Annotated in this window: 21 protein-coding genes; 11 read left to right on the top strand and 10 right to left on the bottom strand. The window is 42.4% G+C overall.

The window, feature by feature from the left end; genetic code table 11:
* Positions 1-616: 616 nt before the first annotated feature.
* The 3 genes from ABES02_RS00220 to ABES02_RS00210 form a co-directional block, all read right to left on the bottom strand.
* Complete coding sequence (locus tag ABES02_RS00220) at positions 617-1099, bottom strand: sigma-70 family RNA polymerase sigma factor (RefSeq protein ID WP_430129188.1); 483 nt, start codon at positions 1097-1099, stop codon at positions 617-619.
* A 520-nt stretch (positions 1100-1619) separates the two neighbouring features.
* Positions 1620-2978, bottom strand: coding sequence for an N-acetylmuramoyl-L-alanine amidase (locus ABES02_RS00215; RefSeq protein ID WP_430129185.1), 1359 nt, complete (start codon positions 2976-2978; stop codon positions 1620-1622).
* Positions 2979-3134: 156 nt separating this feature from the next.
* Entirely contained in the window at positions 3135-4436 is a 1302-nt protein-coding gene (locus ABES02_RS00210) for an NCS2 family permease (RefSeq protein WP_430129183.1), read from the bottom strand.
* Between the two features lie 200 nt (positions 4437-4636).
* Between ABES02_RS00210 and ABES02_RS00205 the strand changes: the two genes are divergently transcribed.
* Positions 4637-4966 (top strand): hypothetical protein, encoded by a 330-nt coding sequence (locus tag ABES02_RS00205; protein WP_430129180.1) that lies wholly within the window; start codon positions 4637-4639, stop codon positions 4964-4966.
* 106 nt (positions 4967-5072) lie between these two features.
* Here ABES02_RS00205 and ABES02_RS00200 read toward each other — a convergent pair whose 3' ends face one another.
* Both ABES02_RS00200 and ABES02_RS00195 read right to left on the bottom strand, forming a co-directional pair.
* Positions 5073-6278: an aminotransferase gene (locus ABES02_RS00200; protein ID WP_430129178.1), complete on the bottom strand. Its 1206-nt coding sequence runs from the start codon at positions 6276-6278 to the stop codon at positions 5073-5075.
* Positions 6275-6778 (bottom strand): Lrp/AsnC family transcriptional regulator, encoded by a 504-nt coding sequence (locus tag ABES02_RS00195; RefSeq protein WP_430129175.1) that lies wholly within the window; start codon positions 6776-6778, stop codon positions 6275-6277. Before ABES02_RS00195 ends, ABES02_RS00200 begins: the two co-directional genes overlap by 4 nt.
* Before the next feature lie 198 nt (positions 6779-6976).
* Between ABES02_RS00195 and galE the strand changes: the two genes are divergently transcribed.
* Both galE and ABES02_RS00185 read left to right on the top strand, forming a co-directional pair.
* Positions 6977-7948, top strand: coding sequence for a UDP-glucose 4-epimerase GalE (gene galE / locus ABES02_RS00190; RefSeq protein WP_430129172.1), 972 nt, complete (start codon positions 6977-6979; stop codon positions 7946-7948).
* A gap of 232 nt (positions 7949-8180) precedes the next feature.
* On the top strand, positions 8181-9014 hold the full coding sequence (locus ABES02_RS00185; protein WP_430129169.1) for a YitT family protein: 834 nt from the start codon (positions 8181-8183) through the stop codon (positions 9012-9014).
* A 76-nt stretch (positions 9015-9090) separates the two neighbouring features.
* On the opposite strand, the gene ABES02_RS00180 is transcribed toward ABES02_RS00185, so the two are convergent.
* Positions 9091-11121: a molybdopterin-containing oxidoreductase family protein gene (locus tag ABES02_RS00180; protein ID WP_430129166.1), complete on the bottom strand. Its 2031-nt coding sequence runs from the start codon at positions 11119-11121 to the stop codon at positions 9091-9093.
* 148 nt (positions 11122-11269) lie between these two features.
* Between ABES02_RS00180 and ABES02_RS00175 the strand changes: the two genes are divergently transcribed.
* The 5 genes from ABES02_RS00175 (at position 11270) to ABES02_RS00155 (ending at position 16001) form a co-directional block, all read left to right on the top strand.
* Positions 11270-11545, top strand: a complete 276-nt coding sequence (locus ABES02_RS00175) for a SemiSWEET transporter (protein WP_430129163.1) — start codon at positions 11270-11272, stop codon at positions 11543-11545.
* 240 nt (positions 11546-11785) lie between these two features.
* Complete coding sequence (locus tag ABES02_RS00170) at positions 11786-13273, top strand: S8 family peptidase (protein WP_430129160.1); 1488 nt, start codon at positions 11786-11788, stop codon at positions 13271-13273.
* 137 nt (positions 13274-13410) lie between these two features.
* Positions 13411-13923, top strand: coding sequence for a hypothetical protein (locus ABES02_RS00165; RefSeq protein WP_430129157.1), 513 nt, complete (start codon positions 13411-13413; stop codon positions 13921-13923).
* Positions 13924-13993: 70 nt separating this feature from the next.
* The gene (locus tag ABES02_RS00160) at positions 13994-14671 is read left to right on the top strand and encodes a response regulator transcription factor (RefSeq protein ID WP_430129154.1); all 678 of its coding nucleotides are present in this window, start codon (positions 13994-13996) and stop codon (positions 14669-14671) included.
* On the top strand, positions 14664-16001 hold the full coding sequence (locus tag ABES02_RS00155; RefSeq protein WP_430129151.1) for a sensor histidine kinase: 1338 nt from the start codon (positions 14664-14666) through the stop codon (positions 15999-16001). The genes ABES02_RS00160 and ABES02_RS00155 overlap by 8 nt, the downstream gene beginning before the upstream one ends.
* Before the next feature lie 45 nt (positions 16002-16046).
* Here ABES02_RS00155 and ABES02_RS00150 read toward each other — a convergent pair whose 3' ends face one another.
* Positions 16047-16433, bottom strand: coding sequence for a DUF6376 family protein (locus tag ABES02_RS00150; protein WP_430129149.1), 387 nt, complete (start codon positions 16431-16433; stop codon positions 16047-16049).
* Positions 16434-16637: 204 nt separating this feature from the next.
* Positions 16638-16991, bottom strand: a complete 354-nt coding sequence (locus ABES02_RS00145) for an N-acetylmuramoyl-L-alanine amidase (protein WP_430129146.1) — start codon at positions 16989-16991, stop codon at positions 16638-16640.
* Between the two features lie 178 nt (positions 16992-17169).
* Here ABES02_RS00145 and ABES02_RS00140 point away from each other — a divergent pair, with 178 nt between their 5' ends.
* Positions 17170-17610, top strand: a complete 441-nt coding sequence (locus ABES02_RS00140; RefSeq protein ID WP_430129144.1) for a ferritin-like domain-containing protein — start codon at positions 17170-17172, stop codon at positions 17608-17610.
* A 32-nt stretch (positions 17611-17642) separates the two neighbouring features.
* On the opposite strand, the gene ABES02_RS00135 is transcribed toward ABES02_RS00140, so the two are convergent.
* Positions 17643-17900 (bottom strand): hypothetical protein, encoded by a 258-nt coding sequence (locus tag ABES02_RS00135; RefSeq protein WP_430129141.1) that lies wholly within the window; start codon positions 17898-17900, stop codon positions 17643-17645.
* Between the two features lie 180 nt (positions 17901-18080).
* On the opposite strand from ABES02_RS00135, the gene ABES02_RS00130 reads away from it, so the two are divergent.
* The gene (locus tag ABES02_RS00130; RefSeq protein ID WP_430129138.1) at positions 18081-18674 is read left to right on the top strand and encodes a transposase; all 594 of its coding nucleotides are present in this window, start codon (positions 18081-18083) and stop codon (positions 18672-18674) included.
* Positions 18674-20170, top strand: a complete 1497-nt coding sequence (locus ABES02_RS00125; protein ID WP_430129135.1) for a YifB family Mg chelatase-like AAA ATPase — start codon at positions 18674-18676, stop codon at positions 20168-20170. Before ABES02_RS00130 ends, ABES02_RS00125 begins: the two co-directional genes overlap by 1 nt.
* A gap of 7 nt (positions 20171-20177) precedes the next feature.
* On the opposite strand, the gene ABES02_RS00120 is transcribed toward ABES02_RS00125, so the two are convergent.
* On the bottom strand, positions 20178-20738 hold the full coding sequence (locus ABES02_RS00120) for a glycerol-3-phosphate acyltransferase (protein ID WP_430129132.1): 561 nt from the start codon (positions 20736-20738) through the stop codon (positions 20178-20180).
* Positions 20739-20843: the final 105 nt, after the last annotated feature.

The following is a 20843-nucleotide window of genomic DNA, read 5'->3' as shown; positions in this document are numbered from 1 at the left end:
TTACGGTACATCATGAGAAAAATTAATGAAATCAGGAGCCCGAAAATGTGCACAGCTCCAAGTACAAATTTAAACATAGGTTTGTCGAGGTTTTTTAAAAGAAAAAAGTCGACGATAAAAAAACATGGATAGGTGAAGATTAACATATAGGAAATGAGCTTCATTCTATCAAATAACTGTTCGTAGTTTGACAGATGAAATGCTTCGGTCGTTTTTTTAAAAGTACCATTTAAAAGATTCGCAGTGAAGGACTTCAAGTCGATCCTCCTTTTTCCATTATCTCCGAAAATTTTAGCATTTTTTATCGGTAAAACCAACTGATTCATCGGAGAAACGAATCTATAAATAATGGAAGAATATTTTTATCCATCCGAAAAAGGCCAGCCATAACGGGATGCTTAAAGCCGTTCCCCAAATTAAGCCTATGAAAAAGTTCTCCCGCTCTTCCATGAAAACCACTCCTACCTGAAAGAATTCCTTCATCAGTATGGTCAAGTTGATGGCTATCTATTACTTAAAATAGCAAACTGATGCTAGGAAAATTGGAGAAGCATGTCAAATAGAAATAAATGTTTTCGACAACCTTCCAATACCGGTCGGAATGTAAACTTGTAATCTAGGAAAGAACCAAATCCTTGATCTTTTCTTTTGCGCCTGCGCGCCATAGTTTGATAGCGGAGACTGATACTTTTTCCATTTCGGCAATCTCCTTAGTCGAAAAGCCATATAAGACGGAATAGAGGACCCATTTTCGTTGGTTAGGTGTCAGGGTGGAGCAATAAGTGAATAGAGTTTCCAGCTCTAATGGGCATACAGGATTTTGATCTTCAACGGCAGTCCAGAATTCTTCCTTAGGATATAGATTCCTTTCGCTGTGCCGATGGATTTTCTTTAATTCCATCAAAAGGTGGCCGCGAATATACGAGTAGGCGTAGTTTGTAAAAGTGCCTTTTTCGGGATTATAGCGCCGGCTCGCCTCCCAAAGGGCGATAAGCGCCTGCTGGTAAAATTCATCTTTGTTTTTGTATAGATGGAGTGAGTTGAAAATTTTGTGAATCATCGGTTCGTATTGCTCGACTAATTGTTCGAAGCTTTCCAAGGGTAAATCCTTTCAGAAAGCGCGCTTTTCCATGTATTCCCGGGTACCTCTACCATAGCGGGTATAGGCTGGCATATCGAATGTTGGAAATTCACTTTTGGTGGCCATTTTCGTGTGAATCAGTCCATTTTAGAGCTCAAAATTGATTTTTGAGGCCGAATTTTGCCATTTCGTTTGATTTTGATATGAATTTATGAATTTGCTGCTTCCTATTTATGAACCGTTCCTCGTTGTCTGCGAAAATATCTATTTTATCTGCGAAAAATTAGGATTTATCTGCGAAACTGCACCATTTATCTGCGGAAGACCTCCATTTATCTGCGAAACCCTTCATCGGTCAACGAATTGATAAAAAACTGGCTTAATATTGGGAATAAATTCAAGAGAGTTTAATAGTAGAATACTTATAGACTTTATGGGAAATGGAGTAGGGGATTTGCTGAGATTTGCAGTGGTGTTTGGGTAAAATAATTTTTTAAAAAGGCCGGATTCAATTTATAGTGAATCCGGCCTTTTCTGGCTAATTATTTATGTCATTAAGGACCGTGTCTAGATTAAGTTTAGCAAAGTTAATCATTCGTTTATAAAGGTCCAAAATGGATTGTCCATAAGTGGTGCCCGGCACTGCCCATTTACCGTTTAAAGAAGTCCATGTCGGTGCAGAACCTCTTGTTACAAGATTGAAGCGGGGATCGACTAATGGATACTGATTTGGCAATGGTTCGGTTGAAGCGTAGGCGAATAGGTGCTGTAGATGGGCTAGTACTCCTTCTTCCGGTGTTTTAAAGCTTGCGCCTGGATTGCTCGCTCCTGTTGCTCCAATTCCGGCATAGTTGTTTTGTTCAGGCTGGACGACACCGGTAAAGCGAAAGTAGTCGGTTTCGTGCAAGGCCTGGGCGAAGGCGAGGTCTCCTCTGATTCCATAGTATTCGCCGAAGGTTAGATAATAGTTGCCAATCTCAATTGCATTCGGGTTTACCGTTTTTACAAAAAGATTCATGTGTTCTGGTGACAGATAAGTCGGACCTTGGATTGAATAGCCTGTTGGTGCTTCAGGTGTTGGGCTTGTGCTAGGGGTTTCGGCTTCAATGAAGGCATCTGTAATACCGGCGTTTTTAACTTCCTGCAGACGGGCTTCCGCATTCGTTCGGCTTGAAAAAGCGCCAGCCTGCACTCGATATCGTGTTTCACCTGATATCGTAGTGGTAACAACAAATGATTCAATCCCGACCGAATGCAAGGAGGCAACGCGCTTGTCCGCGTTTTCTCTTAACTTGAAAGAACCGGCAATGACTTTGTAAATCGTTCCGGATGGTGCAGGTGCAGTGGATTTCGGTTTTAGGTTAAACGCTTTGGCAATCCCGTTGGCATGACCTTGGGCGACATTTTGACGCCAGGATGTCTGCTTCATGAGGGCTGCATCTTGGGGATTGTCAATGAAGCCGTTTTCGGATAGCATGGCCGGCATGGCAGATTCGCGAAGGACGTGGAAATTAGCCTTTTTCTTGCCGCGGTCCTTCAGTTGATTCAGTTTAATGACTTCGGCATGAATGATATCACGAAATTTTGCTGTTGCCGAAGTGTCTGATAAGCTGCTGTGAATATAATCCTCATATCCTGAGGCAGTGCCACTGTCGGCATTAATATGGATAGACAAATAATAATCAGCTTTCCAGGCATTTGCTTCATTCGTCCGCTGGCTTAAGCTCTTCGTAATATCGCCTGTCCGGCTCATCATTACGTCTATATTTTCAAAATTATTTAGTAAGATAGTGCGTATTTTGAGTGCAATATCTAGAGTTATATCTTTTTCGTTTAGACCATTTCCCTGTGCACCTGGGTCAGTGCCGCCGTGACCTGGATCTAAATAAAGTTTCATTTAATCTCCTCACTTTTTTAGAAATAGTGGTACATATATATGGTATGTGGGACGACAGTATTCGTGAGGGTGCTTGTCCATTATGAGTACGAAAGTTTTTTACAAAGGTATAACAAAAGTCCAATTCATAAGCGAATTGGACTCTTTTTATCTCTCTTAGTGTTGCAAAAACGCCAGTTGATAAAAGAACAGCACCGCAAATACGTAAAGCAGTGGGTGTACTTCGCGCCATTTGCCTTTGACTAATTTTAATAGCGGATAGCTAATGAATCCGAGTGCGATTCCTGTTGCAATACTTGATGTGAGCGGCATAGCGAGAATCGTTAAGAATGCTGGGAACGCTTCGTCGAGCTCGTTCCAGCGGATTTTCGCAATACTTCCCATCATCAGACTTCCCACAATGATGAGGGCCGGGGCTGTAATAGCTGAAATTCCTGAAACAGCGCTGACAAGTGGGCCAAAGAAAGCGGACAAGATAAATAATCCAGCTACAGTAACCGAGGTTAAGCCTGTCCGGCCACCGGCAGCGACACCTGATGACGATTCAATAAAAGCGGTGGTTGGGCTCGTCCCAAACATAGCGCCAATCGCCGTAGCAATGGAATCCGACAGTAATGCCTGGCGCGCCCGCGGAAATTTGCCATTTTTCATTAAGCCTGCTTGGTTGGCGACGCCAATCATGGTACCGGTTGTATCAAATATCGTTACCAGGATGAATGAGAATACCACGGCGTAAAGGCTATGTTGAACGACATCTCCAAACGCGGTGATAGGATTCCCAATCATAAGCCCGTCTGGAAGCGAAGGCAATGCCATAAATCCATTCTTAAAGGAAAGTTGATTGGTAAAGAAGGCGATAATTCCGGTTACGATCATTCCAAAAAATAAAGCTCCGTTGACTCGCAGCACCATTAACACGAGGGTCACGGCGAGACCAATCAGGGTCAACACAGCTGATGGAGCATGAAGGTCACCAAGACCTACAAGGTTGGTCGGATGCGCAGTGATAATTTTTGTAAGGCGTAGACCGATAAAAGCAATGAATAATCCGATTCCGGCGGTAATTCCATGTTTGAGGTTATCCGGGATGGCATCGATTAATTTTTCTCGTAACGGTGTTAAAGATAAGATGACAAAAATTAGACCGGCAATAAAAACAGCGGCGAAGGCTGTTTGGTAAGTTATGCCTTGATGGCCGCCGACTACAGAATAGGCAAAGTAAGCGTTAAGACCCATTCCAGGTGCAATGGCAATTGGATAATTTGCAAAAAGTCCCATCCATAGAGTTCCGACAACGGCAGCTATGATGGTGGCAGTGAAAACTTGTTGGAAGGGAACGCCGGCATCAGCAAGAATGATGGGGTTTACTACTACAATATAGACCATGGTGAAGAAGGTCGTAATCCCCGCAAGTATTTCTGTTTTTGCATTTGTATGATTCTCTGTTAGTTTAAACATAAGGTTCCTCCGAAAACACGAACAATTTTAAAATACTTTAATATATTATTCGTTTTCTGTTGGATTTTCAATAATTATTTTTTAATATGCCCTTTCATTTAATTTCAAGACTTTAATTGAATCAAAAAGGAAAATTATCGGATGTTGTCGATAGTCTAAAAAATTGGTGTATAATATTTGATAGAAAAGAGGTGATAGAAATGGAAAAGAAACTAGAGAGAATGGAAGAAATGCTATCAAGCTTAATTTCGATGGTAGGAAACATGAATCAGAAATTGCAGGAGATGCAAGTCGACTTTCATGAAATGAAGAAAGAACAGCTTGATATGAAGAACGACATTCAAACCATGCAAAAGGAAAATCAAAGTATAAAATCTACATTGGCTGCTATGGATGCCAAAAATGAGGCGAAATTTACTGAAATTCTTAATATCCTTACTGATATCAGGGCAGAACAGGAGCATATCTGGGAAAAATCAGCCAGAAATGAAAGAGAATTAGCAAAACTTAAATTTCACCTTCAGCTATAAGTAACCCCCACCAGAATGCTTCATTTGAACTTCAACATTTCGAAATTATCCCTTTAATCAAAAAAGAAAAAGCCCAATTCCACACTCGGAATTGGGCATTTAACATTTATTTGAGTATCTCCTCGGGATTTTCCGCAAATACACCCTTCGACTCCAAAAACCGCTGCATTCTTTTCAGCGCTTCTTGAAGCTGGGCCATCGAGGTAGCATACGAACAACGAATATAGCCTTCGCCGCTTTCGCCAAAAACATGACCAGGAACGACCGCGACCCTTTCCTGCATCAGCAACTCTTCGGCGAACTGTTCGGAGGTCAGGCCGGTCGCTTTAATCGATGGAAATACATAAAAGGCACCCCCGGGAATATGACAATCCAATCCGATTTTATTCAGCGTTTGTACTACAAAATTCCGTCTTCTACGGTAGCTCCGTTTCATCGTTTCCACTTCGTGATAACTGTTGCGAAGGGCTTCAATCGCACCATGCTGCAACATCGTTGGCGCGCACATTGTCGTATATTGGAATATTTTTAGCATGACTTCCACAAAGGGGGCTGGAGCGGCAAGAAAACCTAAGCGCCAGCCTGTCATGGCAAAGCCTTTGGAAAAACCATTGATTAAAATCGTTCGATTATACATGCCTTCAATCGCGGCAAAGCTAGTAAAAACTTCATCGTATGTAAGTTCCGCATAGATTTCATCCGAGATGACAATTAAATCGTGCTTCTCCACGATTCTTGCGATTTCCGTCAGTTCTTCCTTGTTTAAAGAAGTGCCTGTTGGATTGTTCGGAAAGCAAAGCAAAATCGCTTTTGTTTTTTCTGTAATTGCATTCTCGAGCTGCTCTGATGTTAATTTAAACCCGTTCGCAGGCGAAGTTGGCAGGGCGACAGGTGTACCACCTGCTATTGCCACCAAAGGTGCATAAGAAACAAAGGCTGGTTCCACAATCAGGACCTCATCGCCTTGGTTTAAGATCGCGCGAAAAGCAAGGTCGATGGCCTGGCTGGCTCCGATTGTTACAATGATTTGATTTTTTGGGTCGTATTCGACTTCAAATCTGGTTCCGAGATAGTTTGTGATTTCTTGTCTTAATTCCAATAAGCCCGGGTTCGCCGTATAGGCTGTTTCACCTTGCTCTAATGATAAAATGGCAGCTTCGCGAATATTCCAGGGCGTAATAAAGTCGGGTTCCCCAACGCCAAGTGAAATCACGTCTTTCATGCTTGCGGCCAAATCGAAAAATTTCCTTATGCCGGACGGTTGGAGCTCTTTCGCTGTGTTGGAAAGATAATGGGCATAATCCTGTTTCATGGTGTTACCACCATTCGTTTATCCCTGTCATCGCTGCCGCCAAAAATAACCCCGTCATGCTTGTATTTTTTCAACATGAAATGAGTGGTGGTCGAAATAACGTTTTCAATCGTAGATAATTTTTCCGAAACGAAGGTGGCGATTTGGGTCATTGTTTTTCCTTCAACGGTAATCGATAAATCGTAGGCGCCGCTCATGAGATAGAGGGATGTCACTTCTGGAAAACGATAGATTCTCTCCGCTACCTCATCAAATCCGACCCCACGCTTCGGGGTTACTTTTACATCGATCATCGCAATGATATTTTCCTGGCCCTCGACTTTGCTCCAATCGATTAAAGTTGGATAGCTGATGATGATTTTTTCTTGCTCTAATTTTTCAATAATACCTTTTACCTTTTCCTCGCTGCTAAGGACCATGGATGCAATGGTTTCAACAGAAAGTTTATGGTCTTCCTCAATAATTTTTAATATCTCAATTTCTTCATGACTCAGTTTCATTAGGGGCCTCCTCAAAATAAAAAACACTCTTAGAGTTGATTTTAATAGGGAAAGTGAGAAAATTCAAATTAAATTGGTGTCTGGCACCTTGGGATTTTTTGAAAGGGAATTATTAGCAAATGCCCAAGACAAGCGGCCCTTGCACTAAAGTGCTATAATACTAAGGGTATATGAATTTAATATAAGGGGAAATGAACTATGATTCTCGTTGTCGGCGGTGCTGGTTATATTGGTAGCCATCTTGTGAAGGAATTAGTCGAAAAAGAAGAGGTCGTTGTGCTGGATAACCTGTCTACGGGCCATCGTGAGGCTGTTGATAGCCGGGCTATTTTTGTTAAGGGAGATCTTGGCAATGAAGAAGATTTGCAAATGATCTTTAGAAGCTATCCGATCAAGGCAGTTATGCACTTTGCAGCCAACAGTCTGGTAGGAGAGTCTGTTATTGATCCTTTGAAATATTATCAAAATAATGTGGCATCCACTTTGACCTTGCTCAAGGTTATGGTGAAATTCAATGTGAAAAACTTTATTTTCTCCTCTACGGCTGCGACTTATGGCATTCCAAATGTGGAGATCATTGATGAATCGACAGTCACTGCACCGATTAATCCATATGGTCATTCTAAACTAATGGTCGAGCAGGTTTTAGCTGATTTTTCAAAAGCCTATGGTCTCCAATATGTGGTGCTTCGGTACTTTAATGCCGCGGGAGCACATGAATCTGCCGTGATTGGTGAAAGTCACGATCCAGAAACTCACTTAATTCCGATTGTACTGCAGCAATTATTAGGTCAACGGGAAAAGGTGTCCGTGTTTGGGGATGATTATGATACACCGGACGGTACGTGTATCCGCGATTACATCCATGTCACCGATTTAGCAGCTGCCCATATCATTGCACTTGAGGCGCTTCTTTCTGGGACTAAGTCCGCTGAAACATACAATCTAGGAAACGGACTTGGTTATTCTGTTAAGGAAGTCATTGAGACCTGTGAGAAAGTAACAGGAATAAAAGCCAACGTAGAAATGGCCGACCGCCGTGATGGCGACCCGGCAAGACTCGTAGCATCTTCAGCGAAAATCTTTGATGAATTAGGCTGGAAAGCAGAAAGAAGCCTAGAACAAATCATTGGCGATGCTTGGAGATGGCACAAGGGGCAGAAATATTAAGGTATTAGGAGAGGAGTGATGATGCTCTTCTCTTTTTTTATCGCTAAATTTATTTATTTAATCAAGGGTAATTATCAAGCTGCAACGCTTAAAAAGGGTAGAGTTCAACGTCTCTACTCTTTTTGTGTTCTATAGTACTAGGGCATCCTTTTTTGTTGTATCATTATAAGAAGATAGGTTTGTTAGCGGTTACGTTTAAGCATTAGCATTATTATAGAAGGATGGCATTTTTATGAGGAAACTGATTAAGGATATACTTTTCATCATGGTGGGGGCGTTAATCTTTGCGGTTGGGGTTAACTTTTTTACAATTCCTAATCACCTCTCGGAAGGTGGTCTTCTAGGGATTACCATCATTGCCCACTATTTGTTTGATTGGTCACCAGGAGTCGTGAACTTTGTTCTGAACGCCGTGCTGATTGTAGTTGGATATAAATTTTTTGAGAAAAAAGCCTTTGTTTATACCTTAATCTCGATAGCTGCCTGTTCTGGGTTTCTGTTTTTAACAGAGGATATTGGAAGGCGATTAACCAATGATACCCTTTTGGCTTCACTTTTCGCCGGATTATTAGTGGGGGCCGGGATCGGTTTTATTTTTCGCGCTGGCGGGACGTCGGGCGGGACAACTATTTTAGCAAGGCTGACGACGCAATTTTTCGGGTGGAGCATTGGGAAATCTATTCTCATTATTGATATTATTGTCGTCGCCGGGTCGATTTTTATCATTGGGCTAGAAAAGGCGATGTACACGCTTTTGATTGTGTATGTTGGAGCGAAGGCAATTGATTTTATTGTGGAAGGGCTCGATGAGAGAGTCGCGGTATTGATTATCTCCAACACACCAGAGGAAGTGTTGGCGGGGATTACCCATAAAATGTCGCGTGGTCTGACCGTTTTGGACGGGCGCGGCGGTTACACCGGACAGAACAAGGAAGTACTCTACATCGTCATCAATAAGCAAGAAATCGTCCAACTAAAAAATACCATTAAAGAAATCGACGAAAATGCCTACGTAACCGTCCATAACGTCCACGAAATGATGGGAAAGGGCTATAAGGCAAGCTAACGTGTATTTGATAAAGTTAGTACCACTAACAAAAGCTCCCGGAGTGACATAGCCTGGGAGCTTTTGTTTGCAAAAATTAAATTTTTTCAACGCTGACACGGCCAGAAAAGAAGGTGGCGCCGCCTCCCATATCGGCAATCCGGTCAGGGGTTAGTGTGTTTACTAGTTGTTTAGTGCCATTCGCGTCTGCCCAAAGTCCTTGGCTGACAACCACTCCGGGAAGGACGTTATCTCCAACTAATACCTTCAGCTCGCATTCCCCACGGTCGTTCCACACGCGGACTGTTTCGCCGTCAACAATACCTTCATCTAGGGCATCCTTATGGTTCATATGCAAACGTGGTTCTTTTTCCAGCTCGATGTGCCGACTATTGTTAGAAAAAGTAGAGTTTAAGAAATTATGATTTGGCCCTGGAACAAATTGATAAGGATGATTCCCATCATTCACTAGCGGGAGATAGGTTGGTAGCGGCAGGTAACCATCCGCCTTCATCCTCTCAGAATATAATTCTATTTTTCCGCTTGGAGTCGGAAGTGTACCTAGAAACAATGGTTTCACCGCGGCTTTCTGATAATGCTGGTCGGCTAGCACTTCATAGTTTATCTCTTTCAAATATGGATTCCGCGGGTTATCCAGCGCACCTTGAATCATCTCCGCTTCTGTCTCAGTAAAGGCTGGTTCGCTGCCGAATCCCATGGACTTAGCGAGCAGGCGGAAAACATCGACATTCGATTTTGCTTCACCAACTGGTTCGATGACTGGCTTTTGCAGCTGCGCATAATGATGCCAGTAGGATGTATAAAAATCCGTATTTTCGAACGATGACGTTGCCGGTAATACAATGTCCGCATATTTGGCTGTATCTGTTAAAAATAAATCGTGAACGACGGTAAATAAATCTTCACGGGCAAGACCTTTTCTCACTTTATGACTAGAAGGTGCCACAACTACCGGGTTTGAGCCGTACACATAGAGTGATTTTATCGGTGGCTCTAAGGTTAAAAGCGCTTCTCCAAGGAGGTTCATGTTCACCACGCGGGTGTTTCTATTTTTCAAAAGATCAGGTCGCTGCAGGTATTCAGTATTCGGTGCTAGATAGGCAGAATTTCCTTTAATTGCACCGCCGCCTTTGACAAGCCACTGGCCGGTAAGAGCTGGCAGACAAGCGACAGTTCGAACGAACATTCCGCCATTGTCGTGATGCTGCGGACCGTTCCCGATCCGAATAAACGAAGGTGCCGTTTCCCCATACATCCGTGCCAGCTTATAAATGTCCTCAACAGGGACTCCAGTGATTTCAGCAACAGTGACCGGGTCGTATTGAGCGACATGCTCCTGCAGTTCTTCGTGTCCAACCGTATAGTTTTTGAGAAAGTCATCGTCGACCATGTTTTCGGCAAACAAGATTTGCATGAGTCCGAGTGCGAGGGCACTGTCGGTTCCTGGTAGAATCGGAATAAACCAGTCTGCAAGTTTGCCAGTTTGATTTTTATGAACATCGATCACGATGATTTTGGCGCCATTTTGCTTGCGTGCCTTCTGTGCGAGGGCAACCTGATGCATGTTGGTGCTGGCGGCATTGATACCCCAAAAAATAATCAGCTTGGAGTGAATGGTATCCTCCGGGTCGATTCCAAGGCTGCCGCCCATCGTATATTTATAGCCAACGGAGCCGGCGACGGAGCAGATGGTTTGATCCAGTCTGGAAGCGCCGAGGCGATGGAAGAAGCGGCGATCCATTCCTTCGGCGCTGAGTCTGCCCATGTTCCCGTAAAAGCTGTAGGGAAGAATACTTTCCGGGCCGGCCGTTTCAATCAGGTGCGACCAGCGGGAGGTGATGGTCTGGATGGCTTCTTCCCAACTGATGCGAGTGAACGTTCCTTCACCTTTTGGGCCAACACGTTTCATAGGATATTTCAGTCGCTTATCATCATAAATCCGTTCCGCCATATTTCGTACCTTGTTGCAGATATGACCCTTCGTCACCGGATGCCCTGGGTCACCTTCGACCTTAACGATTTTTCCGTCTTCTTTATGTAAAAGCAATCCGCACTGATCTGGGCAGTCAAGCGGGCATACGGAATGAAAAATGCCGTTTTGTTCCATGGGAAATTCCCCTTTCAAAAAAATGCCATTATATTACCATCATTTAAGATATGCAGTGTTGTATAATAGTATAATGGAAGAGGTGCCTCGGTGTCAGACATGAGTTGTTTCATATTTATTTTTACATAAGGAAATAGGAGGCAGGACAATGGAGGATATTATATCCTTATTCGGTTATTTGGCGGCAATTTTAACAACACTTTCATTTCTTCCGCAGGCGATCAAAACGATTAGGGAGAAGAACACAGAAGGTATTTCATTTATCATGTACGGCATGTTCACCGCGGGTGTGTTGTTATGGCTGATATATGGACTATTTATCAATGATATCCCCATTATCATAGCTAACTTTATTACGTTAATTTTGGCGTTAACAATATTAGTGCTAAAGGTGAAATATAGCGCTGGTACAAAAATGAAATAATAATAGAAAGGACCTCTCAGTCTATGGAGAATGCCATGGCAGAGAGGTCTTTTTGGTGAAAAAGAAGGAATTATGACTAGAAATGAAATTTTGTTAGTTTCTTAGAAATTTTATATAAAGACATACTTAGGCAAGTTCTGCAAGCCATGTCGTTTTTTATCGAGAAGAATTTGTTTTCAAAGTGGAATCTATCAACTTAAAATTAACAATGTTGGGACAAATATAGAGGAGGTTTTGCTTTTGAAGAAGAAAAAAAGGGGAATGGCGATTGTCGCCAGCAGTGTTTTAGCAATGTCTTTATTAGGCTTTTCAACTAGTGTTCACACATCTGCGAGTACACAGACTGTAAGTAAAAATTATTTGATTGCTTATAGTCAGTCTTTACCTAAAAACTATCTTGCTGAAATTAAGAGTGCTGGCGGAGAGGTAGTAAGGGCTATGCCTGAGGTTGGCGGAGTGGAAGTTCGATCTTCAAATCCTAATTTCCTTAGTCAGTTGAAGTCGAGCGGAACTATTGTCGCGGCTAATACTGAAAGGGATTACAAATTAGAGGATGGTAATCCTGAAGGGGCAGATGGACAGTCAGTCGATATTAAAAAAGATGCTGACGGTACATACTGGAGTTCGCAATGGGATATCCGTCATTTAACGAGTGAAGGGAAATCGTTCGCATTAGAGTCAGGTGGGACTAAAACAACTGACGGTAAAGTAGCTCATAAGGCAGTTGTTGGAGTAATCGACTCTGGTATTGATGCCGGACATCCTGATTTAGCCGCAAACTTTATCGGTGGTAAAAACTTCGTTCCAAAGGGGGGATATTATGGGGACGTCCCGGGAGAACAAGGAATTACTACTGATGTAACGGATACAAACGGTCACGGCACTCATGTTGCTGGATCTATCGCCGGAAATGGTTCAATTAAAGGTGTAGGTCCGAACTTAGGAATTCGTGCTTACCGTATTTTTGATGCTTCTGGAAGCGCTCCTACTTCACCAATCGTTGCGGCAATCGTTCAAGCTGCCAATGATGGAGTCGATGTTATCAATATGTCTATTGGCGGTTTCGATAATTTGAAGTATTATGTTGACGGCACGCGTTATAGTGATATTGCTGATTTGCTTCTTTGGAAGCGGGCTGTCCGATATGCTGTAAATAAAAACGTTACTGTTGTCGCATCAGCGGGGAATGATTCTTTGAATTATGCTGATAAAAAGTCACTTACTGACTATTTGAATGTCAACTATGGTGGTGATAGTGTTGTTTTCAAAGGCGTAACAGTGGATGTGCCAGGCGCTGTCCCAGGAGTGATTACGGTTGCATCTTCCAATATGTGGTCAACGAATAAGCTAGCATTCTATTCGAACTATGGTAATAGCTTTATAGATGTTGCTGCTCCTGGTGGAGACAACGGTCCAAAATATGATGCTACACGGATTTTAGGTGACCGTGATTTTACTTATCGTGCGCTGTCAACTTGGCCTAGATACTTACCTAAGTATTTTACAATGGTGGACAATAAAGGATACGCCTACCTTCACGGCACTTCCATGGCTTCACCAAAAGTAGCTGGAATTGCAGGTGTCATTAAGGCAGCTCACCCAGACTATACTCCAGCACAAGTCAAGGCACTGATTGAAAAGACAGCACTTGATTACGGTAAAGTTGGCCACGATGAGCTATTCGGCTCTGGCGAAGCCAATGCGTATAGTGCTTTAACTGATAAATAATTTATTTAGCCTTGCCTAAATGAAACATGAGGCAAGGCTTTTTTAATGCACTGCCCATTTTCACACACTTTTCACACATTTGTTCCGAAGTTCTGCCACACTCCTTGTCTATACTGTAAAGGAAAGGAGCGATGGAAATGAAATTAAAACAAGGATTGATTGTCGGGATTGGCGCACTTATGCTGTTAGGCGGAGTTTATCGTATCCAGAGTGTTTCTGCCGCTGAAAATCAACCGGCAAAAGTAGAAGCAAAAGCGGATCATGTTGGAAAACGGCTTCAGGTTCTAAGCCAATTTAAGGAACAAATTCACCAAGTCAATCAACTGCGTGAGGAGCGCCTTGACTTAAAGAAACAAGCCGTTGAAAAAAAGGACCAGCTTCTCGACTTAGTGATTGGCGCGAAACAAAGCGGTAATAAAGAAGATATGAAGCAGGCAAGAGAAGTGAAAAAGCAATTGAAGGCGCTAAACGGTGGTATGAAGACTCTTTTAGAAGAAGGAAAAGATGAACGAAAGGCACTTAAGGAAGCGTTGAAAAAAGGTGAAGGCAGTGTGCAGTTCTCAAAACTGATTGCTACTCAACAAAACATAAATGGAAAAATGAAAGAAAAACTAGCTGAACTGGATAAGATGATTGGGATTTTAAAATAACCATTACGAAGAGATAGTGTTTCAATGCTATCTCTTCTTTATTATATAATGAAGGCGAGGTGAACCGGAGATGAAGCATATTTTTGTCGTGGATGATGAGAAGAATATTCGCGATATTTTGCAGAAATATATCGAAAATGAAGGCTACAAGGTGACACTTTTTTCAGATGGCAGACAAGTTTTTCAAGAGATGCTTCGACTTAGTCCGGATTTGATGATTATTGATATTATGATGCCTCATCTCGACGGACTTGAGCTTTGCAAAGAAATTCGCCGGGTGAACGATATTCCGATTATTTTTGTCTCTGCACGTGACGGGGAATTTGACCGGATTTTAGGCTTGGAGCTTGGCGGGGATGATTACCTGACCAAACCCTTCAGTCCACGTGAATTGATGGTTCGAATCAAAAATATCTTTAAGAGGCTTGAGAAAATGACCGCCATTGGCACGCAAATCTTGAACATACGAGATGTAAAGATTGATATAGAGCGGCGATACATAGAAAAAGACGGACAGGAAATCAAAATGACGACAAAGGAGTACGATTTGTTCAGCTTTTTGTCGCGAAATAGGGGGAAGCCGTTCACACGAGAGGAACTGCTCGAGTTTATTTGGGGCTATGAATTCGCCGGAGACGGGCGGCTTATCGACGATTTGGTGAAGCGGGTCCGAAAAAAATTAGAACAGCACCAATCAATGGTGACGTTGTCGACGATTTGGGGATATGGGTACAGATTGGATGAGTAATATGAAAATAGGCTCAAAGCTCTTATTCACATATTTTTTATTGATTATCAGCATTTTTATTATTACTAGCTTATCGTTTCGCTTTATCTCGCAGCGCTATTTGATACACGAAACTGAACAGCAGCTGGCGAAGGAAGCCAAGGTAATGAGCCAATTGCTTGGCAAGTCGGCGCTCTCAAGTGCGGCGATTGAGGATAAACTGTCGAATCGAAAGGCGCTGGCTGTGACCGAGCGGTTATTGTCATCAAAAATGATCATTTGGTCAGCACGTCAGAAGATTATTTATACCGATTTAAAGAATGATGCATTAGAAGAATTTAGACAAGGGACAAGTCGGAATTTTGTTTCTGAAACGGTAACAATCCAATCGAAAAATGGAAAGACACGTGGGTATGTTACCTTAGTGGCAAGACTTGAACAGGTGCAGGAATTGAACCGGCTGATGCGAAGGTCACAGCTGTTTAGTTTAGTTTTGTCGGCCTTAATCGCCGTGGTTTTAGGTTTATTTTTCAAAAGGGGGATTACCAAGCCAATTCGAACTCTTAGCGAGTATATGAAAAACTATTCGTTGAAAGGGGTGAATAAGGAGATTCACCTTGCGTCGAAGGATGAAATTGGTGAGTTGGCCGAAAGCTTCAATGCTTTGTCGCAGAGGCTGAAGAAGTATGATGAAGACCAAAAAGTATTTTTTCAAAATGCTTCGCATGAATTAAAAACACCGTTAATGGCAATCCAGGGAAATGCAGAGGGCATTTTGGATGGAATCGTCACCGGTGATGATGTCAACAAAAGCTTAAATGTCATTATTGCCGAAAGCCAGCGTTTGAAGCGGATTGTGGAAGGTATTACCTATTTGGCAAAGCTTGAGAGTGTGGAGGAAAGCTTTGTGTTCAAGAACGAATCACTGGAGGTTATCATTTGGGAGGCTGTGGAAAGTGTCGCGGCGTTGGCCGAGCAGCGGGAAATTGATATTATCGTCGAGGGGTCTATCTCCAAACCTGTTATGGTCGACCGGGAAAAAATGAAGCGTGCCCTCATCAATCTGCTGGGGAATGCCATCCGGTATGCGAAATCGGTAGTTATCGTGAAAAGCAGTATCGGTCAACAACAGGCTGTTATGATAGAAGTTACGGACGATGGACCCGGGCTGGCACTTGCATCTGGGGAGGAGGACAAGGTATTCCAACGATTCTATAGCGGTGAAGAAGGAGGATCAGGAATTGGTCTCGCCATCACCAAAGCCATCATTGAAGGACACGGTGGAACGATTAAGGCGTTGAGCAGCGAGCAAGGTGGTGCTGTGTTCCAAATAAGGTTGGGTAAAGTATAAGGCCCCATCACATTTAGGTGTGATGAGGGCCTTTTTTAAATTAGCTTACTGACCAAGCTGTTTAATTTGATTAATGATGCTTGTGATGTCTTGAACAGTTTGAAAGAGTTCAGTGTTAGAAAGCACGGATGGGTCGAGTAGGCCGTTCTTGAAATTATTTAAGTATAGGTTAATTCCATCGATTAGTTTGTTGTTTTGATCCACAATTTGCTGGTGCAAGTCAACGGCCATATCCGGTGCTTGCAGTTGATTAAAGGACTGAATTTCTTGCTTCATTTGCTTCAGCAGCGTTTCAAGTTGTTTGGCTGCCTGCTGATTTCCTACAGCTTGCTGAGCAAGGGACGGGGCATCATTAGCAAAAGCAGTCGCTTTGTCTAAATATTCCGTTGCTTCATTGATATATGTGAGCGTATTTTTAGCATCATTCAACATAGAGCACCCACCAAGCAGGATTAAAAAGCTAGTAAGTAAAACCAATAACGATTTTTTTATGATGAAAACCTCCTCTAGCATTACTAATATCAACAAAATGGCATTATTAAAGTATATGTTACCATTTCTTATTAGTAACTGTTTCACCAAAAAAAGCATTGACTATACGGATTTTGCGCCCGTAATGTCAATGCTTTTTTATTTTTACTGTTTGAAAAACTTCAATAATCCGTTCAGCAGACCATTGCAGAGCTTGTTTTGGTAGATGTCGCTAGTGAGGTTGGCCCTTTCTCCGGTATTGGTGATGAAGACGATTTCCACTAAGACCGCAGGTGCCGCGTTGTCTCGTATCACCCGGAAGCTTTCATCCTTTACTCCTCTTGTGACCGCGCCAGTTGCTTTGATGACTTCGTTCTGAAGGTAAGTGGTAAGTTGTTTGCTTTCCTCAGGCATGACACCATCAACGGAATTATAATAGGTTTCAATCCCTTGAGCAGCATTAGGACTGCTGCCAGCCGAATTCACATGTTTTTTATTATGTGAAGGGAAAATCGACATTCTTTTTTATAAATTGGCAAATGGAGGGAGAACGGGTCGAATATTGAAAGTTTCCCGGGGAATAAGGGAAATCTTGTTGGAATTTAGAGGAGGGGAGACGAAATTTGTTAATCTCTAAAAAGCACCCAAAGGTTAAATGCCCGTAAGATATACAATGAGAATGAAAAGGGGCTGTATTATGTATCCTTACACCAATTACTACGATGCTTTAAACAGGCAACCCAATAAGTTGATAAGTAATCTTGAAAAAGCAATAAATGGTGAGTATAGTGCGATCAATTGCTATGCTAAGTTAGCCAAGTTGGCCTCTAGTGAAAAGCAACGGAAACAAATCCTTGAAATTCGTGAGGATGAGGTGAAGCATTATCAGCAATTTGTTCAGCTTTATAGCCGTCTAACGGGCAGGCAGCCTCAGCCAAAAATAACAGAGGAATGTCCTGATACTTATGTAGCCGGAGTGGAATTTGCCCTGCAGGATGAACAGCATACCGTTGATTTTTATATGGAAATTGCGGATGGTGCGACTGATTCATTTGTTAAAGAGACGTTTCGAAGAGCGGCGGCCGATGAGCAAAATCATGCGGTGTGGTTTCTGTACTTTTTTACGAAAGCCAAATAAAAATGTCCCCAAATTCGGGGACATTTTTCATATTAATCTCTGCCTGAATCTCCACCGCCGTCACTGTCCCCGCCATCATTGTCATTATCATTAGAGTAATCATTATTATCATTATTTTCGTAGAAATCATTGGAATGCGCTCTTTTTTTAACACTTGGGAAAATTAAAAAAGCGCCGATAACTAAAATGGTCCCAAAAAACTCCTGCGTTCCGAAAATCAGATAAATGCCGTATACAAGAAGGAGAATCCCGATCAGCCATTGAATAATTCTTACCGTTTTCAGAGACATACCCCCTAGGTGTAAGATGTTATATTAAATAAATATTAGCATGCAGGACTTTTTATACATTCGACTGCTTGGGCGTTTTCAGCTTTGAACATTTTGTTAAATATTCCGGATATTGCTAATCGAGTGGGGGGAACCGAGTATAATGAATAGTAGTATAAAATAGAAAAGGTGTGATGGACTGTGGTACGCAGGGCTCGAATGTGGTTTGCAGGTGCGAAATATCATGTGACTAGCAGAGGAAATAGGAAAAGTTCGCTTTTTTATGACGATGAAGATTATGAAAAATACCTCGATTTACTAGAAGAAACAAGGCTTTATTACCCATTCATTCTCCACTCCTTTTGCTTAATGACCAATCATATCCATCTCCAGCTTGAAACACTGGAATCTCCTCTTAGTACTATCATGAAAAACCTCAATACGAAATACGCGAAATTTTTCAATAAAAAATACAAGTATTCAGGGCATGTGTTTGAAAAGCGTTTTGGCGCTGAATTGCTTAATTCCCCAGAATATGAGCTCGATGTCAGTAAGTATATTCACATGAATCCTGTGAGTGCCGGAATGGTTAGCCGTCCGGAGGATTATCCGTGGAGCAGCTATCGTGCCTATCTCAACCTTAACGATGTTCCGCTCATTGATCCGCAACCACTTCTTGCCTATTTTCCTCACCCCCAGCCGCAGCATTATAAGCAATATATGAAATCACGATGGAATGATAAATTTTTCTGGGAAAATGGAAAGCTCTATATGGGCGAAAAGGTGATGTTGTAATGTGGGCGCGCGTGACGAGCATTGGCCTTAAGGGAATGGAAGGATACCGGATGAATGTCGAGGTTGGCACCTATGTTGGGACTGATTCGTTTAAAATCGTCGGGCTGCCAGATGCGGCGGTGAAGGAATCAAAGGAACGCATCATTGCGGCCCTTCGTTCTTTAGGTTACACCTTGTCTGGTCAAAAAATAACCATCAATCTATCGCCCGCTGACCAAAAGAAATTTGGGCCGATGTTTGATGTGCCGATGGCAATTAGTCTATTAATGAGCTTACATGAATTAGACATGGTCATTCCTGTTGAAACTGGTTTTCTTGGAGCATTGTCATTGGATGGTTCGATACAGCCAGTTGAAGGAATGCTGCCTGCCGCGCTTGCAGCTAAAAGGCTTGGAATTAAAAGACTATATTTGCCCTATGATAAGGCTCTTCCGGCGCTAGATTTACAAGTGGTAGATATCGTTTATGTTTCATGCCTGCAGGATGTGATTGGGCACCTGTCTGGCGAATGGATTCCTCCTCTATATAAAAATAAAGAAGAGGTTAGTTTCAAGGGCACGGATTTATTTGACTTTCAACAGATTATTGGTCATGGCAGCGCGAAACATGCGTTTGAGATTGCTGCCGCAGGTGAACATCATGTTTTAATGACGGGTCCGCCGGGTTGTGGGAAAAGTCTGTTGGCAGGGAGTTTTCCGACGATTTTGCCTGAATTAAGTAAGGAAGCCCTACTCGAAGTGATCAGCTTATATCAACTAAGCCGGAATGCTTATCCTCGGACCATTGTGCCTCCTTTTCGAAATCCTCATCATTCCGCTTCAGGTGTCTCCATTATTGGCGGCGGTCAATATCCTAAACCAGGTGAAATATCATTGGCCAATCGCGGTGTATTATTCCTCGACGAAATCGGCGAGTTTTCGAAAAAAACATTGGATATGTTAAGGCAGCCATTGGAAAATGGGTCGATTACGATTAACCGCACCCATGCGACGATTACCTATCCCGCTGAATTTATATTTTTGGCTGCCATGAACCCATGCCCTTGTGGATATGAAGGCTCGAATATCCATTACTGCACCTGCACACCGAAGCAGGTTCTTGCTTATAAAAATAAACTTTCAGGTCCGATTCGGGATCGGTTTGATATTAATCTATCATTAAGACCGGTTGATTTTAGTGAAGCAATGATGGAGCAGGTAAGGGAGCCCTCCACGATTGTCCGAAAAAGAGTGGATGAAGCTAGAAAGCGGCAATATGACCGCTATGGGGAACAGGTTTGCAATGGCAGGGTTTCTTATGAGGTGCTTGTAAGGACAAGCCCCTTGACGTGGGAGCAACAGCGAAACCTCCAACAGTTATCTTTTAAGAGGGGATTCAGCAATCGAACACAAATCAAAATCATCCGCCTTGCCCGGACGATTTCCGACCTCCAGGCAAGCGAATGCATCACGGATAAAAGTATTTATGAAGCGGTTGAGTTGAATGGGGAAGTGTAATTGGGAATTATTTTCTCAATCTTTCTTTGATATTTTCAGAGTGTGCTAGAAGTATTAAGGCAAGAATAACGGCTGCCAGTGCGCCAATTGTCAGATTATCATGATTAATAAATAAAAACACTGGAATGAGAAGAAACGCTCCTAATCCTGAAAAGGTGAAGCTTTTGGTAAAAGGATAGGTGATGAGAAAGGCTAGGACGATCATGGGTGCTAGGAGCGGTTCGAAGACTATTATCCCACCAATGAATGTTGAAATTCCCTTGCCTCCTTTAAACTTAAGGGTAATGGGCTTTAAATGACCAATTATCGCAAGGGCCAAGCCGATTAATTGAAATGGTTCTGTAAGGTCGAGGTAACGTCCAACGAAAATAACTAGCCCACCCTTAAAAGCATCGCCAAGAAAAGTGATAACAAAAGCCTTTTTGCCGTAAAGGCGCCCGGCATTCCGCGCCCCGACGTTCCCACTCCCTTGCAGGCGAATATCCTTATGATAGAAAGCTTTTGTGAGTAAAAATCCGAACATGATGCAGCCAATTAAATAAGACAAAAAGAAATAAAGCCAAATCATTTTAATTCTCCTTTCTGACAGTGTCTTTTTTTCTAAGCTACTTTTTATTTTGAAGCGAATATTTACTAACATCAATGAAATTTTATATTCAATTATTTCTTTCTA

Origin of the sequence: Neobacillus pocheonensis, from assembly GCF_050477905.1 — a bacterium.
Classification (GTDB): Bacteria; Bacillota; Bacilli; order Bacillales; family Cytobacillaceae; genus Neobacillus; species Neobacillus pocheonensis_A.
Note: the sequence above shows the minus strand (reverse complement) of the source record. Positions and strands in the feature narration are given on the sequence as shown.